The organism is Kamptonema formosum PCC 10802 (genome assembly GCF_000332335.1).
GTDB lineage: Bacteria > Cyanobacteriota > Cyanobacteriia > Cyanobacteriales > Oscillatoriaceae > Oscillatoria.
The window spans coordinates 695,583-720,409 of the sequence record NZ_KB235949.1 but is presented as its reverse complement, the minus strand read 5'-3'; the positions used below and the strand labels follow the sequence as shown (position 1 = coordinate 720,409).

Sequence of the window (24,827 nt, the reverse complement as noted above, 5' to 3'; positions counted from 1 at the left end):
ACCCCCCAACCCCCAACACCTGAGAAAGGACGAAAGATATGGTTAATTGCGTAGTGCGAAACTGGCAAGGAGAAGAAGTCGGCTCGGCGACTCTGGAGCTGCGGGTGGCGAAAGAAGAAAACGCCGCTCACATTGTCCACAGAGCGCTGAGAATGCAAATGGTCAACGCGCGTCAGGGGACAGCCAGCTCGAAAACGAGGTCGGAAGTCCGCGGCGGCGGACGCAAACCCTGGCGTCAAAAAGGCACAGGTCGCGCGCGCGCCGGCTCAATTCGCTCGCCGCTGTGGCGGGGGGGCGGTGTCATCTTCGGGCCCAAACCCAGAGACTACAGCATCAAGATGAACCGCAAAGAGCGGCGGCTGGCCCTGAGGACGGCTTTGCAAAGTCGCGCCGAAGATTTGATTGTGGTTGAGGAGTTCGCCTCTCAGTTCGCCAGACCGAAAACCAAAGAATTGGTGGCGGCGCTGGGGCGCTGGGGTGTCGGGCAAGAATCAAAGGTGCTGCTGATTGTGAGCGAGCCCGAAGAAAACGTTCTCCTGTCGGCTCGCAATCTAGTTGCAGTGAAGCTCATTTCAGCGACAAGCTTAAATGTGTATGACGTGCTAGCGGCAGATAAAATTGTCACGACAGCCGCCGCGCTGACAAAAATTCAGGAGGTTTACAGTGACTGAATACAACACCCGCAAATTGGCGGATCTGGTGCGTCGCCCTCTCGTGACAGAAAAAGCCACCCTGTTAATGGAGCAGAACAAATACACGTTTGAAGTAGCTCCAAAAGCGACGAAACCGCAGATAAAAGCCGCAATTGAGTACCTGTTTGAGGTAAAAGTGGTGAGCGTGAACACCCAGAGAAGCCCGCAGAAAAAGCGTCGGGTGGGCAGGTTTGTGGGGTTCAAGCCGACTTACAAGCGGGCAATTGTGACGCTGGCAGAAGGGGATTCCATCACCCTGTTCCCCGAAGTGTAGAAAAGTCAGGAGTCAGCCGTCAGTGACAGCCAACAGCTGGTCGCTGGCAGCTCTCCGGGGACAAATGACAGCGGACAGCGGACAGCTGACAACAGAAAACTGACAGCGGACAAATTAAGCTATGGGCATCCGTTCTTATCGGCCATACACATCAAGCACTCGCCAGCGCTCCGTCTCGGACTTTGCCGAGATAACGCGGGACGAGCCTGAAAAATCGCTCACCGGCGCGAGACACCGGCCAAAAGGCCGGAACAATCGCGGCGTGATTACCTGCCGGCACCGGGGTGGGGGCCACAAGCGCCTGTACCGGCTTGTGGACTTCAAGCGCGACAAGCGCAATTGCAGCGCCAGAGTGGCCGCGATCGAGTACGATCCCAACCGCAACGCCCGAATTGCCCTCCTGCACTACCAGGACGGGGAAAAGCGCTACATCCTGCACCCCAACGGATTGCAGGTGGGGGCGACAGTGGTGGCGGGTCCGGAGGCTCCGATTGAACCCGGCAACGCCCTGCCGCTGGGAAATGTCCCCCTGGGCACCAGCGTCCACAACGTGGAGCTGACTGCCGGAAAGGGCGGCCAGATCGTGCGGGCAGCGGGGGCAAGCGCTCAGGTGGTGGCGAAAGAAGGAAACTTTGTCACCCTGAAGCTGCCGTCGAGCGAAGTGCGGATGGTGCGCCGCGAGTGCTACGCTACCATAGGCCAGGTGGGGAACACCGATGCCAGAAACATCAGCGTCGGCAAGGCGGGGCGGACTCGCTGGAAAGGACGCCGCCCAGAGGTGCGGGGCAGCGTCATGAACCCGGTAGACCACCCGCACGGCGGCGGCGAGGGCAGAGCCCCGATCGGCAGGTCAGGGCCAGTGACACCTTGGGGCAAACCCGCGCTGGGCTACAAGACTCGCAAGCGCAACAAGCGCAGCAGCGCTCTAATCGTGCGCCGGCGTCGCAAATCCTCCAAGCGCGGTCGCGGCGGTCGGGAGTCCTGAGGCGTCCCGCACGACCGGTCCTGCCGGTGCCGCGCCAAAAGCCCTCACCCAACAGCATCATCCCTCACGGTTTATTTTTTGGAATTGAACTATGGGTCGCTCTCTCAAAAAGGGTCCTTTCGTTGCCGATCACCTGCTGAGCAAAATCGAAAAGTTGAATGACAGGGGCGAAAAGCAGCTGATCAAAACTTGGTCGCGAGCCTCAACAATTCTGCCGCAAATGGTCGGGCACACCATTGCAGTGCACAACGGACGCCAGCACGTGCCGGTGTACGTCACAGACCAGATGGTAGGGCACAAGTTGGGCGAATTCGCCCCAACTCGCACCTTCCGGGGGCACTCTAAAGGTGACAAGAAAGCAAAAAGATAGTTGGTCTTGGGGGTTGGGGGTTAAGGCCAGGGGTCAGTAAACGGCAGGGGCGGGGCGAAACCGCTATAAAAGCCGCACAGCTGGCGCGCGCATTTCCCGCCCCCCCACAGAGCGCGACAGTCGCGCCAGCGAGAAAACTGACAGCCGACCGAGAACAACTGACAGCAAGACCTGCTTCATAAGGAGAAATCAATGGCTATAGACACCGAACAAGAAGCCAAAGCGATTGCTAAATACATCCGCATGTCTCCTTCCAAGGTGCGCCGGGTGCTAGACCAAATTCGCGGGCGCTCCTATCGGGAAGCGCTGATTATTCTGGAGTTCATGCCTTACAGGTCATGCGAGCCCGTGCTCAAGACGCTGCGCTCAGCGGTGGCCAATGCCGAACACAATTTGGGGGTAGAGCCGGCGAAACTGATTGTCTCTCAAGCGTATGCCGATATGGGGCCGGTGCTGAAGCGCTTCCGCCCCAGAGCCCAAGGTCGCGCTTACCAGATTCGCAAGCAAACCTGTCACATCACTGTGGCGGTGGCTCCCGAAATCTCGGAAGAATAGTGAGCGCGAGAGTGGGATTGAGAAAGCGTCAGCAAGATTTTAGATTTAAAATCAGTTGATAGAATCTAAAATCTAAAATCTAAAATCTAAAATTGCTATGGGACAGAAGATTCATCCAGTAGGGCTTCGTTTGGGAATCACGCAAGAGCACCGCTCTCGTTGGTTTGCCGATGCCAGTCGCTATCCAGAACTGTTGCAAGAGGACTATAAAATCCGCAAACATGTGGAGAGAACCCTCAGCAATGCGGGGATTTCCGAAGTGCGGGTTGAGCGGAAAGCCGACCAGATTGACCTGGAAGTGCGCACGGCCCGCCCCGGCGTGGTCGTCGGGCGCGGCGGTCAGGGGATAGAGTCCCTGCGCACCGGCCTGCAAGAAATGCTCGGCAACAGCAACCGCCAGATCCGCATCAATGTCGTGGAAGTGGCCAGAGTCGATGCCGACGCCGGGCTGATTGCCGAATATATCGCCGGACAGCTGGAGCGGCGCGTTTCCTTCCGGCGCGTGGTGCGCCAGGCCATCCAGCGGGCCCAGAAAGCCGGTGTGGAAGGGATAAAAGTGCAAGTCAGCGGACGGCTCAACGGGGCGGAAATCGCCCGCACCGAGTGGACTCGGGAAGGGAGAGTGCCCCTGCACACCTTGCGGGCCGACATTGACTACGCCTACCGCACCGCCAAAACCATCTACGGCATTCTCGGCGTCAAAGTGTGGATCTTTAAAGGCGAAATCATTCCCGGACAGCAAGAAGTGACCGCCGCCGGGGCAAATCAGCCCCCGCGCAAGCAGCAGCGCCGCCGCCAGAAGTTTGAAGACCGCTCGAATGATTGAGACTCACCAGCGACCTGGAGCGCACTGCCAGCTCGCATCGCCCCCACTCAGGGGAGAGCAGCAGGCACCTGGGCAACAGACAGCTGACCGCAGAAAGAATTGACCAATCATGTTAAGTCCAAAAAGAACGAAATTCCGCAAGCAGCAGCGGGGGCGGATGACCGGGATTGCCACCAACGGCAACACCCTCAGCTTCGGCGAGTACGCCCTGCAAGCTTTAGAGCCGGCCTGGATCACCTCCCGGCAGATTGAGGCCAGCCGGCGCGCCATGACCCGCTACATTAAAAGGGGTGGCAAAATCTGGATACGCATCTTCCCCGACAAGCCGGTGACCATGCGCCCCGCAGAAACCCGGATGGGCTCCGGGAAAGGCTCGCCCGAATTCTGGGTGGCCGTGGTAAAGCCCGGTCGCGTTTTATTTGAAATTGGCGGCGTCACAGAAGAGATAGCCCGCGAGGCGATGCGCCTGGCAGCGTACAAGCTGCCCATCAAGACCAAGTTCATCTCGCGTGAGGAGGAGCAGTCGTAATTATGGCGTTGCCGAAAATTTCAGAAGCGAGAAACTTGAGCGACGAACAGCTGGACGCAGAAATTCTGGCAGTGAAGCGGCAGCTGTTTCAGTTGCGGCTCCTGCAGGCCACTCGCCGGCTGGAAAAGCCCCACGAGTTCAAGCACGCCCGGCACCGGCTGGCTCAGCTGATGACCGTTGAAGCGGAGCGCGGGCGCGCCAAAGCGGCGGGAGCGCCAGAGGGAGCAAAATCTGCAGGCACAGAATCGGGCGCAGTTGTGGAGTAGGTGACAATGGCAGTAAAAGAACGAGTTGGCTTGGTGGTCAGCGACAAAATGAACAAAACCGTAGTGGTGGCCATCGAAAACCGGTCGCCCCACCCGAAATACGGCAAAATCGTGGTGCGCACCAAGCGGTATAAAGCTCACGATGAAGAAAATCGCTGCAAAGAAGGCGACAGGGTGCGGATTCAGGAAACTCGCCCCCTCAGCAAGACAAAGCGCTGGGTGGTAACAGAGATTCTCACCGGCACCGCGCAAGGTTAAAGAGTTTTTGGGAATCTTGCTGGAAGTTTTTAGATCGGTAAAAACGTGCCAGCGTTCTAGCGTTCCAGCGTTCCAACTGCAAGGAAAACCAACTGTGATTCAGCAAGAAAGCTACCTGAACGTTGCCGACAACAGCGGAGCCCGCAAATTGATGTGCATCCGCGTTCTCGGAGGCGGTCGCCGCTACGCCAATGTCGGCGACGTGATTATCGCCGTCGTCAAAGACGCCATCCCCAATATGGCCGTCAAAAAGTCGGACGTCGTGCGGGCGGTGGTCGTGCGCACTCGCAAGGGCCTGCGCAGGGACAGCGGCATGAGCATTCGCTTTGACGACAACGCCGCCGTGATCATCAACGCCGACGGCAACCCCAAAGGAACCCGCGTGTTCGGGCCGGTGGCTCGCGAACTGCGCGACAAAAATTTCACTAAAATAGTTTCTCTGGCACCGGAGGTACTCTGATGGCAGTCCCAATTAAGGGCGGCTCGCAAAAAGCAGGCAAAGAACCCGTGCGCTATAAAATGCACGTCAAAAAAGGTGACACCGTTCAGGTGATCGCCGGGAAAGAGAAAGGCAAAGTCGGCGAAATCCTGCGCACCCTCCCCAAAGAGAGCAAAGTGGTGGTCAAAGGGGTGAATGTTAAAACAAAGCATATGAAAGCCCAGCAGGAGGGGGAGTCGGGGAAAATTGTAAATTTTGAAGCCCCGATTCACAGTTCCAACGTCATGCTGTATTCCGCCAAGGAAAAAACAGTCAGCCGCGTTTGCTACACCTTTACCGAAGACGGGCGCAAAGTGCGCATGTTGAAAAAAACGGGTGAGATAATTGACTAGCAGCTAGGCTTGCTGGCGCGGGCGGAACGGCATTCACGCACAAGTGAGCCAAGCTGCCGGCAGCTGGGCCCTGAATTCATCTAGAGAGTAAAGTCCCTGACCAAGACCAGGGAGTGTGAGAAGGAGAAATTATGGCAGATCGGCTCAAAATCCTGTACGGTGAGAAAATTGTCCCCAAATTGATGGAGCAGTTCAATTACACGAACATCCATCAGGTGCCCAAGCTGGTAAAAGTTACGGTGAATAGAGGCATCGGGGATGCGGCTCAGAATGCTAAGGCGCTGGAAGCGTCCTTGAAGGAAATCGGTTTGATAACAGGCCAAAAGCCGGTGGTGACTCGCGCGAAAAAAGCTATTGCCGGTTTTAAAATCCGTCAGGGCATGCCGGTGGGGATTATGGTGACCCTGAGAGGCGAGCGCATGTACGCCTTCCTGGACCGGCTGATCAATCTGGCGCTGCCCCGCATTCGGGACTTTCGCGGCGTAAGTCCCAAGAGTTTTGATGGCCGGGGGAATTACACCTTGGGCGTTAGAGAGCAGCTGATTTTTCCAGAAGTTGAGTACGACAGTATTGACCAAATCCGGGGGATGGATATTGCCATCACTACCACGGCAAAAACCGACGAAGAGGGCCGCGCCTTGCTTAAAGAAATGGGTATGCCCTTCCGGACTACCTGAAAAGTTTTATAAGGAGGAACGATGGCGGCTAACGACACAATTGCAGACATGCTCACTCGCATCCGAAATTCGAGTATGGCCCGGCACGAAACCACATTAGTGCCGGCCACTAAAATGACCCGGAGCATTGCAAAAGTCCTTAAGGATGAGGGATTTATTGCGGAGTGCTCAGAAGAGGGCGAAGGGGTGAAAGTGAATCTGGTGCTGGCCTTAAAGTACAAAGGGAAGAACCGCAAGCCCATTATCACCGCTCTCAAGCGAGTCAGCAGACCGGGATTGCGGGTGTACTCCAACCGGAAAGAATTGCCACGGGTTCTGGGCGGGATCGGCATTGCGATCATTTCCACGTCATCGGGCATTATGACCGACCGAGAAGCTCGCAAGGCTGGCTTGGGAGGAGAAGTGCTCTGTTATGTCTGGTAGAGGCGTTTTTAGATTTTAGATTTTAGAGAGAAGGGTTGACTCCTTGCATCCAAAATCGAAAATTCATGCAGTAGTTAGGAGTGATCGTCATGTCTCGTATCGGCAAGCGCCCTATTCCCATCCCTGGCAAAGTAACAGTAGAGATTGACGGACAGCGGGTCGCGGTCAAAGGCCCGAAAGGCGAGCTGTCTCGGGTTTTGCCCCAGGAAGTCGAGGTCGTTGAAGACAGCGGCACCATTGCGGTGAGGCGGCGGGACGAGTCCAGAGCGGCTCGCCAGCGCCACGGCCTGTGCCGCACTTTGGTGGCCAATATGATTGACGGCGTATCCGCCGGCTTTCAGAAACGCCTGGAAATTCAGGGGGTCGGCTATCGGGCCCAGGTGCAGGGCCGCACCCTGATTCTCAACGTGGGCTACAGCAAGCCGGTGGAAATTCAACCGCCCGAAGGCATCCAGGTGGCCGTGGAAAACAACACCAACGTGATTGTCAGCGGCATCGATAAAGAAGTGGTGGGGAATACAGCGGCCAAGATTCGGGCTGTCCGCCCGCCGGAAGTCTACAAGGGCAAAGGCATCCGCTATGCGGGTGAATTAGTCAGACGCAAGGTTGGCAAAGCAGGAGGTAAGGGTAAGAAATGAAGCTAACTCGATCTCAATCCATCGCTCGCCGCCACCGGCGAGTCCGGCGCAAAGTGTTTGGCACCCCAGAACGCCCTCGCTTGGCGGTGTTCCGCTCCTCTGAACACATCTACGCTCAGGTGATTGACGACACCGCGCACCACACTTTGGTGGCAGCGTCAAGTCTCGAACCGCAGCTGAAGTCTCAATTGAAGTCTGGGGGCAACTGCGAGGCGTCGGTCTCGGTCGGCAAGCTGATCGCCGCGCGGTTGCAGGAATTAGGCATTCAAAAGGTTGTTTTCGATCGCGGCGGCAACCTCTACCACGGTCGCATTAAAGCCCTGGCCGATGCCGCTCGCGAAGCTGGATTGGATTTTTAGGGGGTTTGTGGGAGAGCCGGGGCACACTCAGGTGAGATGAGCGCACTTGAGGGAGTGCCGGAAAACGTTCTTTCCTTTAAACTTTGAAACCTCAGTAAGGAAAAAGCTATGGCGGAACAGCAGCAACAGCGCAGCAGCAGAAAAAAAAGCAGTCGCCCTCGGGAAAAAGAAAGCGAGTGGCAAGAGCGGGTGGTTCAGATCCGCCGGGTGACAAAAGTGGTTAAGGGCGGTAAAAAGCTCAGCTTCCGCGCCATTGTCGTGGTTGGCAACGAGCGGGGCCAAGTCGGCGTGGGCGTCGGCAAAGCGTCTGACGTGATCAGTGCGGTCAAAAAAGGCGTGGTTGACGGCAAAAAGCACTTGGTTGAGGTGCCGCTGACCAAGTCCAATTCCATCCCCCACCCCTCTCAGGGAGCAGCCACCGGCGCTGCTGTAATGATGCGACCGGCCTCTCCGGGGACGGGCGTGATTGCCGGGGGCTCCGTGCGCACGGTTCTGGAACTGGCCGGCGTGCGCAACATCCTGGCCAAACAGCTGGGCTCAGGCAATCCCCTGAACAATGCCCGCGCAGCAGTCAACGCCCTGGCGGGCCTGCGCACCTTCTCGGAAGTGGCACAAGAGCGCGGAATTCCCGTCGAGAACCTTTACAGTTAGTTTTTTGTCAGCTCTCAGACCTGTTGCAAATCAGTCCCTGACAGCTGACAGCTTCCAGCACAACAGATGCAGGTAACAAACCGATGAGATTGCAAGATGCGGTGCCCAAGGAGGGCTCCCAAAAGCGCCGCCGCCGGTTGGGGCGGGGCGTTTCTGCCGGTCAAGGTGCCAGCGCCGGCAAGGGGATGCGCGGTCAGAAAGCCAGATCGGGCGGCAGCACGCGGCCCGGGTTTGAAGGGGGCCAAATGCCCCTGTACCGGCGCTTGCCAAAACTGAAGCGCTTTACCATCATTAATCGCAAGGAATACACTACGATTAATGTAAGCAAGCTGGCATCCCTGCCGGCGAATACAGAAGTGACTCTGGAGTCACTGCTCGAAGCTGGCATTGTCACAGCGAACAAAGGCTCGCTGAAAATTTTAGGTGATGGGGAGCTCAATGTGCCGCTGAATGTAAAAGCAGCTGCCTTTACAGCCGGTGCCCGCGCCAAAATTGAGGCGGCGGGCGGCAGCTGTGAAGTCGCAGGAGCCAAGTAGGAGCGGGGAAAAGCCCGAGATGTCTGTTGGAGACAAAGGATATCTGTCCCCCCCGCCCCCACACTCTCGCGCGCTGGCCAGTCCCAGTCGCGCAAGTGCGCTCGCTCAACTGTATTGAGAGCAGGATTTAATCCTGGATTCTTGACGCAAAGCAGCGGAACGCGGTATAATGCAATAAATCAGGAGCATGCATAGCGTGATTCGACTCATGCCAACCGTTTGATGTCGCGCTTAATTCTCGACCCGCCTTTGAGACTTCCGACACGGTTGCCAGGTGAAACGGGTTCTTGAGCTTAAAGCAACAAAAACGGCGCTGACTTGAAGACGCCTAAGGTGGTGCCAAAACACCGTCTTAAAACGTTCCTGAAATAGCGCTCTTCGGGATTTTCCTGAAAGCGAGTGCGGGATACCGCCTCTATCACTTTTATCGGGGATAGTGCCATCGTTGCGTTGTCGGGAATTGTCCCACATAACGTCGCGTAAATGTATCAGGTACGCCTGCATGGTCGTTAGTAGAGATAAAGCTCCAACAGCTCAAGAAACTTTTATGCAGATGGCGCAAGCGGCTGGCCTCAGGGGCCGGCTGCTCGTCACTATTGGCCTGCTGATTTTGGTGCGCCTGGGCATCTTTTTGCCAGTCCCGGGGGTGAATCGCAGCGCCTTTACAGCCAATATTAGCAACAGCCCTTTAATCGGTTTCTTGGACTTTTTCTCGGGGGGCGGCATTCGCACCCTGGGAATTTTTGCCCTGGGAATTTTGCCTTACATTAACGCTTCCATCATTTTGCAGCTGATGACAGCAGCTATCCCCTCCTTGGAAGAGCTGCAGAAAAATGAAGGGGAAGCGGGCCGGCGCAAGATATCTCAAATCACCCGCTACGTAGCAGTCGGCTGGGCGGTGATTCAAAGTACCGGCATTGCCCTGTGGGTCGCCAATTCCGGAGCCGCGGTCAGTCCCGGCCCTGTGTTTGTTGCCGAAACCGTGCTGGCCCTCAGCGCCGGCTCGATGTTTGTCATGTGGGTGTCGGAGCTGATTACCGAGCGCGGCATTGGCAACGGCGCATCCCTGCTGATTTTTCTCAATATTGTGGCGGTGCTGCCCCGCTCCTTGGGCAACACGATTGAGTACGCCCAGACGGGGGGCCGGGAGAGAGTGGGCCAGGTAATCGTCCTGCTGGTGGTTTTCTTGGTGATGATTGTGGGGATCGTCTTCGTTCAAGAAGGAACCCGCCGCATTCCCATCATTTCAGCACGCCGGCAAGTCGGGCGACGCCTTTACAGGGAGCGCACCAGCTATCTGCCGCTGCGCTTGAATCAGGGGGGCGTGATGCCGATCATCTTTGCCTCAGCGGTTTTGATTTTGCCCTACTCGCTCGCCCAGTTCACTCGCAATGAATTTTTGATTCAAGTCGCCAACTATCTCAGCCCGGGTGGCCCCGCCCCCTGGCTGTATGTGGCTTTCTACCTGACCCTGATAGTGTTCTTCAGCTATTTCTACGCTTCGCTGATTGTCAACCCAGTGGATATGGCTCAGAACCTGAAAAAAATGGGGGCCAGCATTCCCGGCATCCGTCCGGGCAAGGCGACGAGTGAGTATGTGGAGCGGGTGCTGAACCGGCTGACATTTTTGGGCGCGGTCTTCCTCGGCTTGGTGGCCATTGTGCCCACCGCTGTGGAAAGCGCCACCGGCGTCAGGACTTTTCAAGGTCTTGGGGCGACTTCCCTGCTGATTCTGGTGGGAGTGGCGATCGATACGGCCAAACAAATTCAAACTTACGTGATATCCCAGCGATACGAAGGAATGGTGAAGCAATAGTGGCGCGATTGATTTTCCTCGGACCTCCGGGAGCGGGTAAAGGCACGCAAGCTCACAAGCTCGCTGAACTCTGTGAGATCCCTCACATCTCCACGGGTGACATGTTGCGCTCCAACGTCGCCGGGCAGACTGATTTGGGTCAAAAGGCGCAAGCGTTCATGGACAGGGGCGAGTTGGTTCCCGACGGGCTGATCCTGGACATGATGCGGGCTCGCCTGAGCCAGGCGGACGCCAAAGCCGGCTGGATTTTGGACGGCTTCCCGCGCAATGTCTCTCAGGCATCGTTTTTGGACCTCCTGCTCGAGGAAATGGATCAGGTCTGCGAGCGCGTCGTCAACCTTGATGTGCCGGATGAGGTCTTGGTGGCTCGCATGCTCAGCCGGGGGCTCAAGGAGGGGCGCAAGGACGATAACGAAGAGACGATTCGCCGGCGCTTGGAAGTCTATCGCCAGCAAACCGCACCGCTGATCGACTTCTACAGCGAGCGCCTGCAGCTGGTTTCTGTCAATGGCAACCTGTCAGTGGAATTAGTCACTGCGGAACTCAAACAAGTCATTGGCTCCTGTGACGCCCGCTCCGCTGCTGTTGAGTGAGCCCGCCGGCCCAGTTCTAGGGGCGGCGCAGCCCTCCGCCCTTGTTTCAGACTGCTTTGGGGTCAAGCTTTACTAATTTATGTTAAAATAAGAGCCCCAGAGCAGTTCCCGTCACGGGAAAGCGGAAAACCGTGTTCGTTGAGTTCCACCAGCCGTAGCGTTGAGGTAAAAAGAAGTTGGCTAAGCAAGATTTGATTGAGATGGAAGGCACGGTGACGGAATCCCTGCCCAATGCCATGTTTCGCGTTGACCTGGACAACGGGTTTAACGTGCTGGCCCACATTTCTGGCAAGATCCGGCGCAACTACATCAAAATTTTGCCCGGCGATCGGGTAAAAGTCGAGCTGACCCCTTATGACTTGACCAAAGGTAGAATTACGTACCGGCTTCGCAAGAAGTAGGTTTAGATAAAAGGTTTTCAAAACTCAGTGAGAGCCAGGGCTGAGAAAAGAGTTTGTTGCAATGTTGCAGATAAATTGATATAATATTACGTTTGTAGTGAGGGAAGCCCTCTCTTCACCGCCCCTCTCCCAGCTCTTTTCTGGAAAGGGGCTTGCAGAAAGCCAGCTGTTGAGCGCGCTCACTTTAAGTGAGCCACCTCACATGAGAGTGCAGCGGGCTGGCTGACCTCGCCCTTGGGTTCGGGCGGCTCGCTGCGCGGCCAGTCGTGCGGGGCCCTTAAGAACATCTGGGCGGGCGCGAAAACGGAAACAGCCAGCATTCTGGCGCAGGTACGGCCCGACCGGCGAAAAAACGGGCAAGCAATTGACACCAGGGAAGCGCCACACCCCGCCTCGCTTTCCTCCCTTGGCCAAATTAGGCTGGCAGGGGGTATCCAGCGGGATTCTTTGCATGAAGGTAAGAGCATCAGTCAAGAAAATTTGCGAGAAATGCCGGATCATCCGCCGGCGCGGACGGGTGATGGTAATCTGTTCTAACCCGAAACACAAGCAACGTCAAGGTTAGAGGCAGGACGCCGCACAAGGGAATGCAGGCATTGCATCAAGTCCATCATCGAAAATTCTAGCAACACGAGAAAAACACTAGGGGGAAAGAAGCGTGGCACGGATTGCCGGGGTAGATCTTCCTCGCGACAAGCGCGTAGAGATTGGCCTGACCTATATTTACGGAATTGGCCTATCGCGCTCTCAGGAGATTTTGGCCAAAACGGGTGTGAGTCCAGACACCCGAGTGAAAGACTTAAGTGACGCCGATGTGGCCGCATTAAGAGATGCGGTAGAGAGCGACTATCAAGTCGAAGGGGATCTCAGGCGCTGGGAAAATATGAACATCAAGCGCCTGATGGATATTGGCACCTATCGGGGACGCCGGCACCGCCTGGGGCTGCCGGTTCGCGGGCAGAGAACCCGCACCAATGCCCGCACCCGTCGCGGTGCCCGCCGAACGGTAGCTGGCAAGAAGAAGGCAGCCGCTAAGAAGTAAGTCACACGCCTGCTGAACAGTCAAGTAAAAACGCACGCATTGAACTATGGCGCGACAAACACCGAAAAAAGCTGGGGCACGCAAGCAAAAGCGGAATGTGCCGAATGGAGTAGCTTACATCCAGTCTACCTTCAACAACACCATTGTCACGATTGCCGATCAAAACGGTGAGGTGATCTCCTGGGCCTCAGCGGGGTCCAGCGGCTTTAAGGGAGCCAAGAAAGGCACTCCCTTTGCCGCCCAAACCGCCGCAGAAAGTGCGGCCCGCAGAGCCAATGACCAGGGAATGCGCCAGATTGAAGTGATGGTGAGTGGGCCGGGAGCGGGCCGGGAAACTGCAATACGCGCCCTGCAAGGTGCTGGGCTGGAAATCACACTGATTCGGGACATTACCCCCATCCCCCACAACGGCTGCCGGCCCCCGAAACGCCGCCGAGTCTGAACGCACGCTTTGCTGCTCAAAAAAAAGTCAGGCGTGAGACGGCAGAAGAAAAAAGCCAGAGGTGGGGAATGGATTGCACCAATGACCCTCACCGCCCGCACCCCTCACCGTCTCTGACGGAGAGGCGCTCACCGGCCTTTTGGCATCCCCGGACACTGCCGGGGCAGGGGACGAGCGTCCGCACACAGGGGGCACCGTCAGGGAGCCTTGCCCGGCAGCGCCCGCCCGTGAGTGGCTGCCGGTGGTGACGCTGATAGTGAATTCCAGCGGCAGCGGCTTGACAGGCGCAAGGGAACTCAGCGTTGGCTCCCCTCTGTGTCAGCGCCGGCGGCAGGGGCGGCTTGGGGTTATGTGGCCGTTGCGGACACCTCGCTCTCCCGAGATTTTAACGCCAGTCTCAATCTGGAAAACTATCCTGATAGGGCGGCATGGGGCTCGTGGGAACTCAACAAATCCTGGTGTGGCGACATCAGGGACTCAGTAAAGCAGGAAGTGAGTATGGCGCGTGGTTTTGTGTTGGCTGTCATGTCCGCGCTGTATCAGTCAAAGGTTGCAGCATTCACCCCCGGGAGCGCCTGCGGCGCTTCCAGGCATCTTGGAGTAGGGAGGTAACTCCGTGGCGCAGTTTCAGATAGATTGTGTAGAGTCCAACACTGAGAAAGACCAAAGCCAGTACGGCAAATTTATTATAGAGCCGCTGGAACGAGGGCAAGCCACAACAGTCGGCAATGCGCTGAGGCGGGTGCTGCTGAGCAACCTGGAAGGGGCCTCCGTGACGGCAGTCCGCATTGCGGGCGTCAATCATGAATTTGCCACCATTACGGGGGTGCGGGAGGATGTGCTGGAAATCCTCCTGAACATGAAGGAAATTGTCCTCAAAAGCTACACCTCTCAACCGCAAATCGGTCGATTGCTGGCCAAAGGGCCAGCCCGGGTGACAGCGGCCCAGTTCGACCTGCCCTCTGAGGTCGAGGTGGTTTCTCCCATCCAGTATGTGGCCACCCTCTCCGAAGGAGCCACCCTGGAGATGGAATTTCGCATTGAAAAAGGCAAGGGCTATCGCTCAGTCGAGCGGGGGCGCGACGAGGGGAGCGCCCTGGACTTCCTCCAAATTGACGCTATCTTTATGCCGGTGCGCCAAGTCAACTACATCGTTGAAGACGCCCGCATCGGCGGCTCTACGGAGAAAGACCGGCTGATCCTAGAAATCTGGACGAATGGCAGTCTTAGCCCCCAAGAAGCCCTCAGCTCTGCGGCCAGTATTCTGGTGGAGCTGTTCAACCCACTCAAAGATATTAACTTTGAGGGGATGGAGAGAGGTGACATCGATTCAGAAGACCCAACGAGCCAGATTCCTATCGAGGAATTGCAGCTCTCAGTGCGAGCCTATAACTGCCTGAAGCGAGCCCAAATTAACTCAGTGGCGGACTTGCTGGACTACACCCAAGAAGACCTGCTAGAGATAAAAAACTTCGGTCAAAAATCAGCCGAAGAAGTCATAGAAGCCCTGCAGAAGCGGTTGGGGATCACGCTGCCCCAAGAAAAGCAAGCTAAAACTACCTAGAAAAGGGCGATCTGTCAAATTGGAAGGGTGAAAAAATTTATCTTTCATCCTTCATCTTATCTCACTTGAGGCGTCAGGCTCCTGAAAACTATTTGATTGAGTGGGAGCGGCTGCCAGGGCACGCTAAAATACATAAAAGCGAGCCTCTGACACAATCCCCTGTCTGGCTGGAGGCTGCCAGTCTAGGCCACTTGACAGGCTCCCTTGACAAATAAAACCAGGAGCCCCGTCAGGGGCAATAATCTTGAGCCAGACAGCTCGTGAGTCAACCCAGCTCAGACTAAAAAAAGAAAAATTCGGCTTTGGGGCGCGCGGCTGGCTACCCCTGACAGGGGGATCTTGGCTGCGCCCTTTGAGAGGAAAATCTCTCTGGATTAAACCTCTCAAAAGCCTAACCAAAATCAAAGATTTAATCGGGAAGTGCGACTTCCCAACTGCTCACTCACACTCAATTCTTCACACCTCACACTCTTATTATGCGTCACGGTTGTCGCGTTCCTAAACTGAGCAAGCCAGCTGACCAGCGGCGGGCTCTGCTCCGGGCTCTGACCACAGAGCTGATCCGTCACGGTCGGATCACCACGACCAAAATGCGGGCCAAGGCTGTCCAGCCTGAAGCCGACCGGATCATTTCTCTGGCCAAGGATGGCTCTCTGGCGGCTCGCCGGCAGGCCATAGGCTACCTTTACGACAAACAGCTCGTCCACGCCCTGTTTGAACAGGTCAAAAACCGCTACGGCAATCGCAATGGCGGGTACACCCGCATCCTGCGCACCGTGCCCAGACGGGGCGATAATGCTGAAATGGCAATTCTAGAGCTGGTCGATTAACCGCGCCCACTTTGATGCCAGACACAGAGCCCCTGTCAACCCAGCGAATCGCCCTGGCTATCCAATACCTGGGCACCCACTTCCACGGCTGGCAGCGGCAGCCCAAAGAGCGCACTGTGCAGGAAGAAATCGAAAAAGTCCTGCACTCGGCACACGGCAGACCGGTGACCCTTTACGGTGCGGGCCGCACCGATGCCGGTGTCCACGCAGCCGCTCAAGTGGCTCACTTTGACACGGCGAGCACTGTCCCGCCCCACAAATGGGCGGCTGTTCTCAACACCCACCTGCCCCCTGATATCGCGGTGCGAGCCTCGGCGCAGGTTGACAGCAACTGGCACGCTCGCTTCTCCGCCGCTTGGCGGCGCTACCGCTACACCCTCTACACCGATCCGCAACCGAACTTGTTCGTGCGGCCCTTTGCTTGGCACTATTATTACGCTGAACTGGATGAATCTCTCATACTCGCCGCCTTGCAGCAGCTGATCGGTCACTACCATCTGGCCGCCTTCCACCGCAGCCGCAGCAGCCGCTCCCACTCCTGGGTGGAGGTGCAGGAGGCTGTGTGCTACCGGCAAGGGCCCTTCCTGTACATCGAAGTGCAAGCCAATGGCTTTCTCTACGGCATGATGCGCCTGCTGGTGGGGCTGCTCGTGCAAGTGGGGCGGGGGCAGCGCACCCTGGCTGACTTCAAAGACCTCTGGGCTAACGAGCGCCGGGAAGAGGTCAAGTACGCCGCACCGGCATGCGGGCTGTGCCTGCTGCGAGTCGGCTACCCCGACTCCCCTTTCCCCCCAGATATCTGGTTCGACACCATGCCCAAGTTCCTCCTCCCTGGCAGCACAGAGCCCCCCACCCATGAAAATTCTTCCCTAACCCCTTGACAGGGGAAACCGAAAGGTGTAACGGGGAATTGCTCTAACGGCCAGCCGCCGGCGATCGCCCTGTCCGGGAAACTATCTACTGACAATAGCCTTTTAACCGATGAACAAAACCTACGTCCCCTCACAAAGCACCCTGGAGCGAAACTGGTACGTCGTAGACGCTGCCGGTCAGCGCCTGGGGCGTCTGGCAAGCGAAATCGCCAGAGTCCTGCGCGGCAAGAACAAACCCACCTACACCCCCCACCTGGATGCCGGTGACTTCGTGATTGTGATCAACGCAGAACTTGTGGCAGTCACCGGCAAAAAACGCAGCCAGAAGCTCTACCGGCGTCACTCCGGCAGACCGGGCGGCATGAAAACCGAAACCTTTGCCCAGCTGCAATCGCGCCTGCCAGAACGCATTATCGAACAGGCCGTGCGCGGCATGCTGCCCAAAAATAGCCTCGGCAGAAACCTGTTCACCAAGCTAAAAGTCTACAAGGGACCCAACCACCCCCACCAAGCTCAAAAACCCCAAGAATTGAAAATCCAGACCATACCCGGAGGAGAGGAATAATGCAAGCCACAGAACAGCAGGGCAGAGCCGTGTACTGGGGCACCGGTCGCCGCAAGTCAGCCGTCGCCCGCGTGCGCCTGGTTCCAGGGAGCGGCCAGCTGATCGTCAACGGTCGTCCCGGAGACCAGTACCTGCAATTCAACGCCAGCTACCTGTCCGCCGCTAAGGCCCCCCTGGAAACTCTGGGCCTGGAAAATGAATACGACATCCTGGTCAAGGTGGAAGGCGGCGGACTCACCGGCCAAGCGGAATCCATCCGCCTCGGCGTGGCCCGCGCCCTCTGCGAGCTCGACCCCGACAACCGCCAGCCTTTGAAAATCGAAGGCTACCTGACCCGCGACCCCCGCGCTAAGGAGCGCAAGAAGTACGGCCTGCGCAAAGCCCGCAAGGCACCGCAATACTCCAAGCGCTAAAAATTGGGCTGTTGCGCATATAAATTTCACTTTTAGCTGTCTTGTATTTCAGGGCTGTCGCCCCTGGAGCATGAATGGGAACGCAGGTAGCGCGGGTTTCGCGGCTCTCTGCAGGCTTGGTGTGATAAGCGGATTAAAAGCGCAACAGCTTGTTTGGGGCCGGCGGTTGGCCGCTAGATGCCGGTGGGAACCTTTGAGGGGTTTCAAGGCCGCGCTCGTCTGGCAGGCTGACCGCCTGTGGCGATGACGGGCTACAATCTAAGCAGAGCAGGATTTAATCCTGGATTCTTGACGCAAAGCAGTAGGACACGGTATAATCAGATAGGTCTGGCTCGAAAAAATAGCGTTAGCGAACTGTGCCGACCGCTCGACTTGAAAATAGTGCTTGATTTCTTATCCGCCTTTGAGACTTCCGACACGGTTGCCAAGCGAAACAGGAAATTGAGCTTAAAGCAGCTGTCATCGGCGCTGAGCGTGAAAGCGCTCTGGGTTTAAGTAGGTGCCAAAACACCGAAGAGAAACGTTCCCGAAATAGTGCTTTCGGGCTCTTCCCGAAAGCGAGTGCGGGATAACGCCTCTGCCGCCTTTATGGGCGATAGTGCTATCGCCGCACGGTCCGGGAATGCCTGGAATAATGTCGCGTAAATGTATCAGAAGAAAACAATGGCAAAACCTGACATCCATCCCAAGTGGTATCCAGAGGCTAAGGTGTACTGCAACGGAGAAGTGGTGATGACAGTCGGCTCCACTAAGCCAGAACTCCACGTCGATGTGTGGTCTGGCAACCACCCGTACTACACCGGCACCCAGAAAATTATTGACACGGAAGGGCGCGTTGAGCGCTTCATGCGCAAGTACGGCATGGGGGACGCGGGAGCCAAAAAAGGGGAAAAGGGCACTAAGAAGAAGTAGCGACGCTCTCAGCTTGTCGATGTGGGAGGCAAGGATTTGGGAAGCACGGATTTTAGAAAAGGCCGCACCGGCCTTTTCTGAAATGGCTTTTCTAAAATTCCCGCTGCCTAAATACTGCACTACATATTTTCAATAAGCGAGAGCAACTGACATGGCTGAGACTTATCTGCTAGAAAAACTGAAATCCGTTGAGCAAACTTTCAACGAGCTAACCCGCCGTCTGGCTGACCCAGATGTGGCTAAAGACCCGAGTGAATTTCAGCGCTTGGCTAAGGCGCGTTCGTCTTTGGAAGAGGTTGTCAATACCTATGACGTCTGGAAGGCGGCGCAAGAAGAGCTGGCCGGCGCAAGGCAGGTTTTGAAGGAAGCCAGTGGCGATCCCGATTGGCAAGAGATGGCGGCGCAGGAAGTTGAGGATCTGGAAGCTCGTCTGGCGGATTTGGAGCAGCGCTTGAAGATTTTGCTGCTGCCGCGCGACCCCAATGATGAGAAGAATATCATGCTGGAAATTCGCGCCGGCACCGGCGGCGATGAGGCCAGTATCTGGGCGGGCGACTTGCTGCGCATGTACTCGCGCTACGCAGAAAGCCAAAAATGGCGGGTGAAGCTGGTGAGTGAGTCTCTGGCAGAAATGGGCGGCTTTAAGGAAGCGGTTCTGGAGATTCAAGGCGAGGGGGTTTACAGCAAGCTGAAGTTTGAAGCCGGCGTCCACCGCGTGCAGCGGGTGCCGGTGACGGAAGCGGGAGGGCGAGTTCACACTTCGACGGCGACTGTGGCGGTGATGCCGGAAGTGGACGAGGTGGAGGTGCACATCGACCCGAAGGATATTGAGCTGACTACGGCTCGTTCCGGCGGTGCCGGCGGTCAAAATGTCAACAAGGTGGAAACTGCTGCCGATTTGTTCCACAAACCTACCGGCATCCGGATTTTCTGCACGGAGGAGCGCTCCCAGCTACAAAATAAAGAGCGGGCCATGCAGATTTTGCGGGCTAAGCTGTACGACATGAAGTTGCGGGAGCAGCAGGAAGCTGTCACCTCGATGCGCCGGTCGCAAGTGGGCACCGGCTCTCGCTCGGAGAAGATTCGCACCTACAATTACAAGGACAATCGGGTCACCGACCACCGCTTGGGCGAGAATTTCTCCCTGAATACGGTTTTGGAAGGGGATATTGAGCATGTCGTCCAAGCTTGCATCGCCCAAGACCAGCAGGAACGCTTGGAGGAGTTAGCCGCTTCGAGCTCAACGGCTGCAACTTCCGTCTGAGGTGCCGGTGGCACATAACTCTGGCACAGACGCGCCTTCCGGGCCACTGCTGTGCCGGTGTTTTGATTTTTGTTAAAGTTCACTCCGCCAGCTAGCTCTCCTCTTCGCTCCACTCCTGGGCTTTTAATTGGGCCAGCCGGCTGTCCAGGGCCTCGTCAATGTAGTCACTCATCTCGGTAATGTAGGAAAAATGCTTATATTCCCACCGGCAGCCTCTGGTAAACCGGCCCAACATATGCAAATCCGGGCATTCGAGAATTTTGGCTATCACCAGTTCTTGCCAGATGGGTAGCTTGCGGTAGCTGAAGAACTGGCTGCAAGTCCTGCCGTCTTGGCCTTTGTAGGCCACCCAGATCATGTGTTTCTTTAACCTCACCTCTGTGACGCGCACATTGAGGATGGCCGATACTTCGTGTTTGATTCGCCCGAGAAATCCGGCCAGCTGGAGTTCTGGGTTGAGGAGTTTGCGGGCAATCAGGCTCTCGCTCGGGCCGGTGTACCGGCGGTTGCGTTTGGCCAATCTGGTGTTAGCGCTCATCGTCTTTGCTCCCTACTTTTAAACAACGGCCCAAAAGCCTAATATTTCCGCCATCATGAGTAATTCAGAGGAACTGGCAACGTGTTAAACTGAGTTCACAATTGTTGCCGGACTGCTGTTTGAGTTTGGTAATGGCCACTTTCAGGTATTATTTACTCTGGGAGTGGTTTATTAAAACTTTGGGTGAATGTATTAAGTCTAGCAAGTCGGTTGGGAAATGACAAGCGATTGTTACAATTCGTTACAATTAACGGCTTGACGGGCCGTGTGGGCCGTGATCAATCCTGACCGGCAGCCGGTGGAATGGGCCATAGGGCGTGGGGCGTGGGGCGTGGGGGCATGGGGAAGCTTCTCGGCAAGGCTCCATGCTCCATTCCCCGGCAGCCGGCAATGGTGCCGGTGCGCCGCCAGTGGGGGGTGGGAAATGTCAGTGGTGAGGGTGCCGGTGTGGGGCTGGCGGTATCGATCGTGCGGGTGCGGGCTTGCTGTTAGGCTCGTAATGCGGCTTGTTAGAGAAAGGAGGCAACGCCTCCCGAGCCGCCTTCCCAGGTTGAGCTTGGAAGAAGGGGATTGTTTACAATTAACGGCTTGACGGGTCCTGAGGGGCTAGCTGAACGCTCACCAACTGCCGGTGGAATGGGGCGTGGGGCGGGTGGGGCGTGGGGCGTGGGACATGGGGCGTGGCGCATGGGGCGTGGGGTATGGGGCGTGGCGCATGCGGAAGATTAACAGCAATGCCCTTTTGCCCAATTCGATGATGCCCAATTCCCAGGAAACAGGGGTGCCGGTGAGCAAATCCAGGGGAGTCAGCGCCGGCAGGCTCCCTGGCGCGGGAATCCGCCAGCAATCGGGGCGCTGCCGGTGGGCAAGAACTGTGGGATGCGTTTTCGGGGGGGGACGCACCCCACTGATGGCCACAGAGCAGGATATTAGGGAAGATAATATATAAGTGTAGCTTATATATATATATATATGCTATAAGCAATTTAGAACATCAAGACGGGCTGAAAACAAACCCAACCGTTCTAGAATAGGATAGAGTAAATTATGCGACAATGGCCAGCTCAGTAACTCTCGCCAAGAACCTTGAACTCCTGGCGTAATCTGACCTGCGCGCTTGTTATTCCTATAAATCTTTACCGGCATCTACTCATGTCACGCCGCTCCTGTCAATCCGAGACCGGCAAAAGCAACTCGCCAAAAGGCCAGATGCTGACACCATTCCAGCGCAAGCTGCTGCAAAAAAGTCTGTCAGACGATTTGCCCGAGAAGTACCGCCAGCGCATCCAAATCATGCTGCTAGCAGATGAGGGGAAAACTCAGCTGAAAATCTGCAAAGCGCTAGGCTGCTCTCAGGAAACGGCGCGGCACTGGATTTTCACAGCCAAAGCAGGCTTGGCTCACACCTGGAATGATAGCCCCATAGGCCGGCCAAAAACTGTTAGTGACGAACATTTAGAGCTGCTGAAAAAACTGGCCAGCAACAGTCCCCGCGATTTTGGCTATCCATTTCAGCGGTGGACAGCCCAATGGCTGAGCAAGCATCTGGCGAAAGAGTGTGGCCTTGAAATCAGCGCCCGCCACATCAACCGGCTGCTGAAAGAAATGGGACTGTCCACCCGCCCCAAACCCGCCGCAGCTGAGGATACCGCGCAGCAAACCGGCACCCGCCTTGCAATTCGCGACCTGACGGGAGACTGTGGGCCAGATACAGACCTGTGGCTATTCAATTCTATCAGTTAAGGTGGCAGCTATGGCTGAAAAGGCATCTACTTCCGCAGTGTCTGGGGAACTGCTGGAAACAATATTAGGACAGTCTGTTGCGGAGCGGGAACTCTCAAGTGCGCTACAATATATTAAAATACTAGAGCCACCGGCACTCAAACAGTTCTGGAGTTCGCAAGACGCTGAACCGGGTATCTATATCATTATTGCCGGCAAGTGCAGGCTGCTCGACCGGCACAATAATTCACCGGCTTCCCTGAAAGCAGGAGAATCATTTGGGGAACTGACTCTGTTTCCGGAAGAGTCCTTTGAGCCTTATGCGGTGAAAGCTGCCAAAGATGCGCCGGTGCTGGGCTACATTGCAAGTGAGCGCTTGCAAGACTTGCTGCGCAAATATCCCAAAATCCGAGAGCATCTTCACCGGCAAGCAGTTGAGAGAGATTCGCAGCTGAGAGGCGCTGATGGGGTGCCGGTGGAGACGGGTTTCTCCTCTGCGCCGGTGGAAAAACCCCTGCCGGTGGAGAAAGCCGATTTCTCCGAGGTGACGGAGGCAAAAAACCAGAAAAAGATTAGCAAGGCTTATTTTCCCAGCCCCACCTTGCAGATTGGCCATTTGTGGCAGCATTCCCTTCGGCGCTATCCATTTTTCGCCCAGCAAAGTTCGTCTGACTGCGGTGCGGCGTGCTTAGTAATGGTGGGGCGATACTGGGGGAAAAACTTCAGTGTCAACCGGCTGCGGGATATGGCAAATGTTGACCGCAATGGCGCATCACTGCGGGGAATTTCAGCAGCTGCGGAAAGTATTGGGTTTTCCACAAAACCGGTGAAAGCTAGTCTGGATCAACTGGCGAAACAGAACTTGCCGGCAATCGCGCACTGGGAGGGGAAGCACTACATTGCTGTGTATGAAATCACCCGCAAACAGGTTATTGTATGCGATCCGGCGATCGGCCAAAAAGCTCTCAGCCACGCAGAATTCAAAGCCGGCTGGACGGGTTATGCGCTCCTATTGCAGCCCACAGCTTTGATAAAAGATGCGAAAGAGTCCACTACGCCTTTCTGGCAGTTTTTTGAATTAGCCAAACCGCACGGGTTAGTGCTGCTGGAAGTATTCATCGCCTCCCTATTCATCCAGATTTTTGGACTGATTACGCCCCTATTCACCCAGTTGATTTTAGATCGGGTAGTCGTGCAGCGCAGCCAGCTGACTTTGACAGCAGTAGGGTTAGGGTTGCTGATTTTTAGCCTGTTTCGAGTCGCCATGACTGGTTTGCGGCAATACCTGATTGACCAGACAGCAAGCCGAGTCGATGTGGCGCTGATAGTCGGTTTTATCCGGCACACCTTCCGATTGCCCCTCAGCTACTTCGAGTCGCGCTATGTGGGCGACATCATCTCCCGCGTGCAGGAAAATCGTAAAATCCAGCGCTTTCTCACGGGTGAGGCGCTGTCCATATTGCTGGACTTAATAACGGTTTTTGTTTATGTGGGGTTAATGCTGTGGTACAGTTGGAAGATGGCGCTGCTGGCATTACTGATTGTGCCGCCGTTTGTCTTGCTGGCGCTGATTGCCACGCCATTTTTGCAGCGAGTTTCGCGAAATATTTTTAATGGCGTGGCGGAGGAAAGCAGCTATCTGATAGAATCTCTCACCGGCATCCGCACGGTAAAATCAATGGCGGTTGAGCAGACAGTGCGCTGGCACTGGGAGGAACTCCTGAATAAGGAGATTAAGAGCAGCTTTTCCGGACAAGTCATCAGCAACCGGCTGCAGATATTCAGCTCCACTATTGAAGCGCTGGCTACCACAGGGTTGCTGTGGTTTGGGGCGTGGCTGGTGATTCAAAACCAGCTGACGATTGGGCAATTAGTGGCGTTTAATATGTTGCTGGGCAATATTATCCATCCTTTCCAGCGGCTGGCGGTGCTGTGGAATCAGTTGCAGGAAGTGACAGTAGCCATTGAGCGCATCAATGATGTGATAGACTCGGAAGTGGAGGAAGATTTGCAGCATCAAGCCCGACAGTCATTGCCCCAGCTTCGAGGTCACATTCGCTTTGAAAAGGTGACTTTCCGCTATCACCCAGAAAGCGACATCAACGTGCTGGAAAATCTCAGTTTTGAGGTTAAGCCAGGGCAAACGGTGGCGCTGGTGGGGCGCAGCGGTTCGGGGAAGACGACGATTTCTAAGCTGGTTTTGGGGCTCTATCCCCCTACGGATGGGAAGGTGTTAATCGATGGGCAGGATATAACCAGTTTATCACTGCGGTCGCTGCGGCAGCAAGTTGGTGTGGTGGATCAGGATACGTTTCTGTTTGGGGGTACGATTCGGGAAAATATTGCTATCGGGCACCCATCTGCTAAACTGGAAGATATTATGGAAGCAGCGCGACAAGCTGGGGCGGATGGGTTTATCAAGAAACTGCCAATGGGCTATGAAACCCAAATTGGGGAAGGGGGTGGGATGTTATCGGGAGGACAGCGACAGCGTTTGGCAATTGCTCGCGCTCTGTTGGGGAATCCCCGCTTGCTGGTTTTGGATGAGGCAACCAGTCACCTGGATGCGGAATCGGAACGGATTATCCAGAATAATTTTAACACGATTATGAAAGAACGAACTGCGCTGATTATCGCCCACCGGCTCTCGACGGTGCGCAAGGCTGATTTGATTTTGGTGCTGGATAGGGGGGTTTTGATGGAAAGTGGGACTCACGAGGAGTTGATGGCGAAGCGGGGGCATTATTTTTATCTGAATCAGCAGCAGTTGGATGTTGCCGGTTGAATTAAATCTCGCCTCCTCTCGTTCCGGGGCGGTCTCCGTGGGTGGCCATTAGTGTCTCGGCGGTTGAAACCGCAGCTATACAGACAAAACCCGCCTGCGCGGGTTTTAAGATTCTTGCTCTTCTCTTAGTCCAAGGGAGACGGACTTCGTTTGTATAGTTTCTCGGCGGTTGAAACCGCAGCTATACAGACAAAACCC

At 56.0% G+C, this 24,827-nt stretch carries 35 protein-coding genes and 1 pseudogene; 35 read left to right on the top strand and 1 reads right to left on the bottom strand.

Translation table 11 applies throughout. The annotated features are described in order from the left end of the window. Positions 1 to 38 precede the first annotated feature (38 nt). The 31 genes and pseudogenes from rplD to prfA all read left to right on the top strand — a co-directional run bounded on the left by rplD (position 39) and on the right by prfA (position 19,584). A complete protein-coding gene (gene rplD / locus OSC10802_RS0133710) occupies positions 39 to 671 on the top strand; it encodes a 50S ribosomal protein L4 (protein ID WP_017721172.1) in 633 nt (210 codons plus the stop codon). Continuing rightward, complete coding sequence (locus tag OSC10802_RS0133705; protein WP_017721171.1) at positions 664 to 966, top strand: 50S ribosomal protein L23; 303 nt, start codon at positions 664 to 666, stop codon at positions 964 to 966. Before rplD ends, OSC10802_RS0133705 begins: the two co-directional genes overlap by 8 nt. 121 nt (positions 967 to 1,087) lie before the next feature. Further along, a complete protein-coding gene (rplB, locus tag OSC10802_RS0133700; protein ID WP_017721170.1) occupies positions 1,088 to 1,951 on the top strand; it encodes a 50S ribosomal protein L2 in 864 nt (287 codons plus the stop codon). Positions 1,952 to 2,042: 91 nt separating this feature from the next. Next, a complete protein-coding gene (gene rpsS / locus OSC10802_RS0133695; RefSeq protein WP_017721169.1) occupies positions 2,043 to 2,321 on the top strand; it encodes a 30S ribosomal protein S19 in 279 nt (92 codons plus the stop codon). 192 nt (positions 2,322 to 2,513) lie between these two features. Next, complete coding sequence (gene rplV / locus OSC10802_RS0133690) at positions 2,514 to 2,876, top strand: 50S ribosomal protein L22 (protein WP_017721168.1); 363 nt, start codon at positions 2,514 to 2,516, stop codon at positions 2,874 to 2,876. Positions 2,877 to 2,973: 97 nt separating this feature from the next. Continuing rightward, positions 2,974 to 3,702, top strand: a complete 729-nt coding sequence (gene rpsC, locus OSC10802_RS0133685; protein ID WP_017721167.1) for a 30S ribosomal protein S3 — start codon at positions 2,974 to 2,976, stop codon at positions 3,700 to 3,702. A gap of 109 nt (positions 3,703 to 3,811) precedes the next feature. Beyond that, entirely contained in the window at positions 3,812 to 4,231 is a 420-nt protein-coding gene (rplP, locus tag OSC10802_RS0133680) for a 50S ribosomal protein L16 (protein ID WP_017721166.1), read from the top strand. 2 nt (positions 4,232 to 4,233) lie between these two features. Further along, entirely contained in the window at positions 4,234 to 4,497 is a 264-nt protein-coding gene (gene rpmC / locus OSC10802_RS0133675; RefSeq protein WP_017721165.1) for a 50S ribosomal protein L29, read from the top strand. Positions 4,498 to 4,503: 6 nt separating this feature from the next. Next, a complete protein-coding gene (rpsQ, locus tag OSC10802_RS0133670) occupies positions 4,504 to 4,755 on the top strand; it encodes a 30S ribosomal protein S17 (RefSeq protein WP_017721164.1) in 252 nt (83 codons plus the stop codon). 94 nt (positions 4,756 to 4,849) lie between these two features. Then, positions 4,850 to 5,215, top strand: a complete 366-nt coding sequence (rplN, locus tag OSC10802_RS0133665) for a 50S ribosomal protein L14 (RefSeq protein ID WP_017721163.1) — start codon at positions 4,850 to 4,852, stop codon at positions 5,213 to 5,215. Further along, positions 5,215 to 5,586, top strand: a complete 372-nt coding sequence (gene rplX / locus OSC10802_RS0133660; RefSeq protein ID WP_017721162.1) for a 50S ribosomal protein L24 — start codon at positions 5,215 to 5,217, stop codon at positions 5,584 to 5,586. Before rplN ends, rplX begins: the two co-directional genes overlap by 1 nt. Positions 5,587 to 5,717: 131 nt before the next feature. Continuing rightward, positions 5,718 to 6,263 carry a 50S ribosomal protein L5 gene (rplE, locus tag OSC10802_RS0133655; protein ID WP_017721161.1) on the top strand — a complete coding sequence of 182 codons (546 nt, stop codon included), beginning with the start codon at positions 5,718 to 5,720 and terminating at the stop codon, positions 6,261 to 6,263. Positions 6,264 to 6,284: 21 nt separating this feature from the next. Continuing rightward, a complete protein-coding gene (gene rpsH / locus OSC10802_RS0133650; RefSeq protein WP_017721160.1) occupies positions 6,285 to 6,686 on the top strand; it encodes a 30S ribosomal protein S8 in 402 nt (133 codons plus the stop codon). A gap of 89 nt (positions 6,687 to 6,775) precedes the next feature. Further along, on the top strand, positions 6,776 to 7,324 hold the full coding sequence (gene rplF, locus OSC10802_RS0133645) for a 50S ribosomal protein L6 (RefSeq protein ID WP_017721159.1): 549 nt from the start codon (positions 6,776 to 6,778) through the stop codon (positions 7,322 to 7,324). Continuing rightward, positions 7,321 to 7,683 (top strand): 50S ribosomal protein L18, encoded by a 363-nt coding sequence (rplR, locus tag OSC10802_RS0133640; protein ID WP_017721158.1) that lies wholly within the window; start codon positions 7,321 to 7,323, stop codon positions 7,681 to 7,683. The genes rplF and rplR overlap by 4 nt, the downstream gene beginning before the upstream one ends. A 108-nt stretch (positions 7,684 to 7,791) precedes the next feature. Continuing rightward, on the top strand, positions 7,792 to 8,334 hold the full coding sequence (gene rpsE / locus OSC10802_RS0133635; RefSeq protein ID WP_017721157.1) for a 30S ribosomal protein S5: 543 nt from the start codon (positions 7,792 to 7,794) through the stop codon (positions 8,332 to 8,334). Positions 8,335 to 8,417: 83 nt separating this feature from the next. Next, positions 8,418 to 8,870 (top strand): 50S ribosomal protein L15, encoded by a 453-nt coding sequence (gene rplO, locus OSC10802_RS0133630; RefSeq protein ID WP_017721156.1) that lies wholly within the window; start codon positions 8,418 to 8,420, stop codon positions 8,868 to 8,870. A gap of 377 nt (positions 8,871 to 9,247) precedes the next feature. After that, positions 9,248 to 9,353, top strand: a pseudogene (locus tag OSC10802_RS56865) (RNA-guided endonuclease TnpB family protein); the annotation flags it as partial. A 19-nt stretch (positions 9,354 to 9,372) separates the two neighbouring features. Continuing rightward, entirely contained in the window at positions 9,373 to 10,686 is a 1,314-nt protein-coding gene (gene secY / locus OSC10802_RS0133625) for a preprotein translocase subunit SecY (protein WP_026099036.1), read from the top strand. Continuing rightward, positions 10,686 to 11,279 carry an adenylate kinase gene (locus tag OSC10802_RS0133620; RefSeq protein WP_017721154.1) on the top strand — a complete coding sequence of 198 codons (594 nt, stop codon included), beginning with the start codon at positions 10,686 to 10,688 and terminating at the stop codon, positions 11,277 to 11,279. The genes secY and OSC10802_RS0133620 overlap by 1 nt, the downstream gene beginning before the upstream one ends. A 176-nt stretch (positions 11,280 to 11,455) precedes the next feature. Then, positions 11,456 to 11,680 (top strand): translation initiation factor IF-1, encoded by a 225-nt coding sequence (gene infA, locus OSC10802_RS0133615; RefSeq protein ID WP_008191178.1) that lies wholly within the window; start codon positions 11,456 to 11,458, stop codon positions 11,678 to 11,680. 451 nt (positions 11,681 to 12,131) lie between these two features. Then, a complete protein-coding gene (rpmJ, locus tag OSC10802_RS46955) occupies positions 12,132 to 12,245 on the top strand; it encodes a 50S ribosomal protein L36 (protein WP_071593402.1) in 114 nt (37 codons plus the stop codon). A gap of 93 nt (positions 12,246 to 12,338) precedes the next feature. Then, entirely contained in the window at positions 12,339 to 12,722 is a 384-nt protein-coding gene (rpsM, locus tag OSC10802_RS0133605) for a 30S ribosomal protein S13 (RefSeq protein WP_017721152.1), read from the top strand. A gap of 46 nt (positions 12,723 to 12,768) precedes the next feature. Beyond that, positions 12,769 to 13,164: a 30S ribosomal protein S11 gene (gene rpsK, locus OSC10802_RS0133600; RefSeq protein WP_017721151.1), complete on the top strand. Its 396-nt coding sequence runs from the start codon at positions 12,769 to 12,771 to the stop codon at positions 13,162 to 13,164. A gap of 616 nt (positions 13,165 to 13,780) precedes the next feature. Continuing rightward, positions 13,781 to 14,728, top strand: coding sequence for a DNA-directed RNA polymerase subunit alpha (locus OSC10802_RS0133590; protein ID WP_017721149.1), 948 nt, complete (start codon positions 13,781 to 13,783; stop codon positions 14,726 to 14,728). A 476-nt stretch (positions 14,729 to 15,204) separates the two neighbouring features. After that, complete coding sequence (gene rplQ / locus OSC10802_RS0133580; RefSeq protein WP_017721147.1) at positions 15,205 to 15,558, top strand: 50S ribosomal protein L17; 354 nt, start codon at positions 15,205 to 15,207, stop codon at positions 15,556 to 15,558. A gap of 14 nt (positions 15,559 to 15,572) precedes the next feature. Beyond that, positions 15,573 to 16,439 carry a tRNA pseudouridine(38-40) synthase TruA gene (gene truA / locus OSC10802_RS0133575; protein WP_017721146.1) on the top strand — a complete coding sequence of 289 codons (867 nt, stop codon included), beginning with the start codon at positions 15,573 to 15,575 and terminating at the stop codon, positions 16,437 to 16,439. Positions 16,440 to 16,539: 100 nt separating this feature from the next. Then, positions 16,540 to 16,995 carry a 50S ribosomal protein L13 gene (gene rplM, locus OSC10802_RS0133570; RefSeq protein ID WP_017721145.1) on the top strand — a complete coding sequence of 152 codons (456 nt, stop codon included), beginning with the start codon at positions 16,540 to 16,542 and terminating at the stop codon, positions 16,993 to 16,995. Further along, positions 16,995 to 17,408 (top strand): 30S ribosomal protein S9, encoded by a 414-nt coding sequence (rpsI, locus tag OSC10802_RS0133565; RefSeq protein WP_017721144.1) that lies wholly within the window; start codon positions 16,995 to 16,997, stop codon positions 17,406 to 17,408. Before rplM ends, rpsI begins: the two co-directional genes overlap by 1 nt. A gap of 663 nt (positions 17,409 to 18,071) precedes the next feature. Beyond that, the gene (rpmE, locus tag OSC10802_RS0133560; protein WP_026099035.1) at positions 18,072 to 18,320 is read left to right on the top strand and encodes a 50S ribosomal protein L31; all 249 of its coding nucleotides are present in this window, start codon (positions 18,072 to 18,074) and stop codon (positions 18,318 to 18,320) included. A gap of 151 nt (positions 18,321 to 18,471) precedes the next feature. Further along, a complete protein-coding gene (gene prfA, locus OSC10802_RS0133550) occupies positions 18,472 to 19,584 on the top strand; it encodes a peptide chain release factor 1 (protein ID WP_017721141.1) in 1,113 nt (370 codons plus the stop codon). Positions 19,585 to 19,675: 91 nt separating this feature from the next. Here the strand turns inward: prfA and OSC10802_RS0133545 are convergent, their stop codons facing one another. Then, a complete protein-coding gene (locus OSC10802_RS0133545; protein ID WP_017721140.1) occupies positions 19,676 to 20,122 on the bottom strand; it encodes a hypothetical protein in 447 nt (148 codons plus the stop codon). A gap of 303 nt (positions 20,123 to 20,425) precedes the next feature. On the opposite strand from OSC10802_RS0133545, the gene OSC10802_RS51920 reads away from it, so the two are divergent. From OSC10802_RS51920 to OSC10802_RS0133525, 4 genes are all read left to right on the top strand, one after another. Next, on the top strand, positions 20,426 to 20,614 hold the full coding sequence (locus OSC10802_RS51920; RefSeq protein WP_155969035.1) for a hypothetical protein: 189 nt from the start codon (positions 20,426 to 20,428) through the stop codon (positions 20,612 to 20,614). Positions 20,615 to 20,753: 139 nt separating this feature from the next. Continuing rightward, positions 20,754 to 21,071 (top strand): hypothetical protein, encoded by a 318-nt coding sequence (locus OSC10802_RS51915; RefSeq protein WP_155969033.1) that lies wholly within the window; start codon positions 20,754 to 20,756, stop codon positions 21,069 to 21,071. A 260-nt stretch (positions 21,072 to 21,331) separates the two neighbouring features. Further along, a complete protein-coding gene (locus tag OSC10802_RS0133530; protein WP_232731873.1) occupies positions 21,332 to 21,865 on the top strand; it encodes a helix-turn-helix domain-containing protein in 534 nt (177 codons plus the stop codon). A gap of 10 nt (positions 21,866 to 21,875) precedes the next feature. Continuing rightward, a complete protein-coding gene (locus OSC10802_RS0133525; RefSeq protein ID WP_017721136.1) occupies positions 21,876 to 24,629 on the top strand; it encodes an ABC transporter transmembrane domain-containing protein in 2,754 nt (917 codons plus the stop codon). Positions 24,630 to 24,827: the final 198 nt, after the last annotated feature.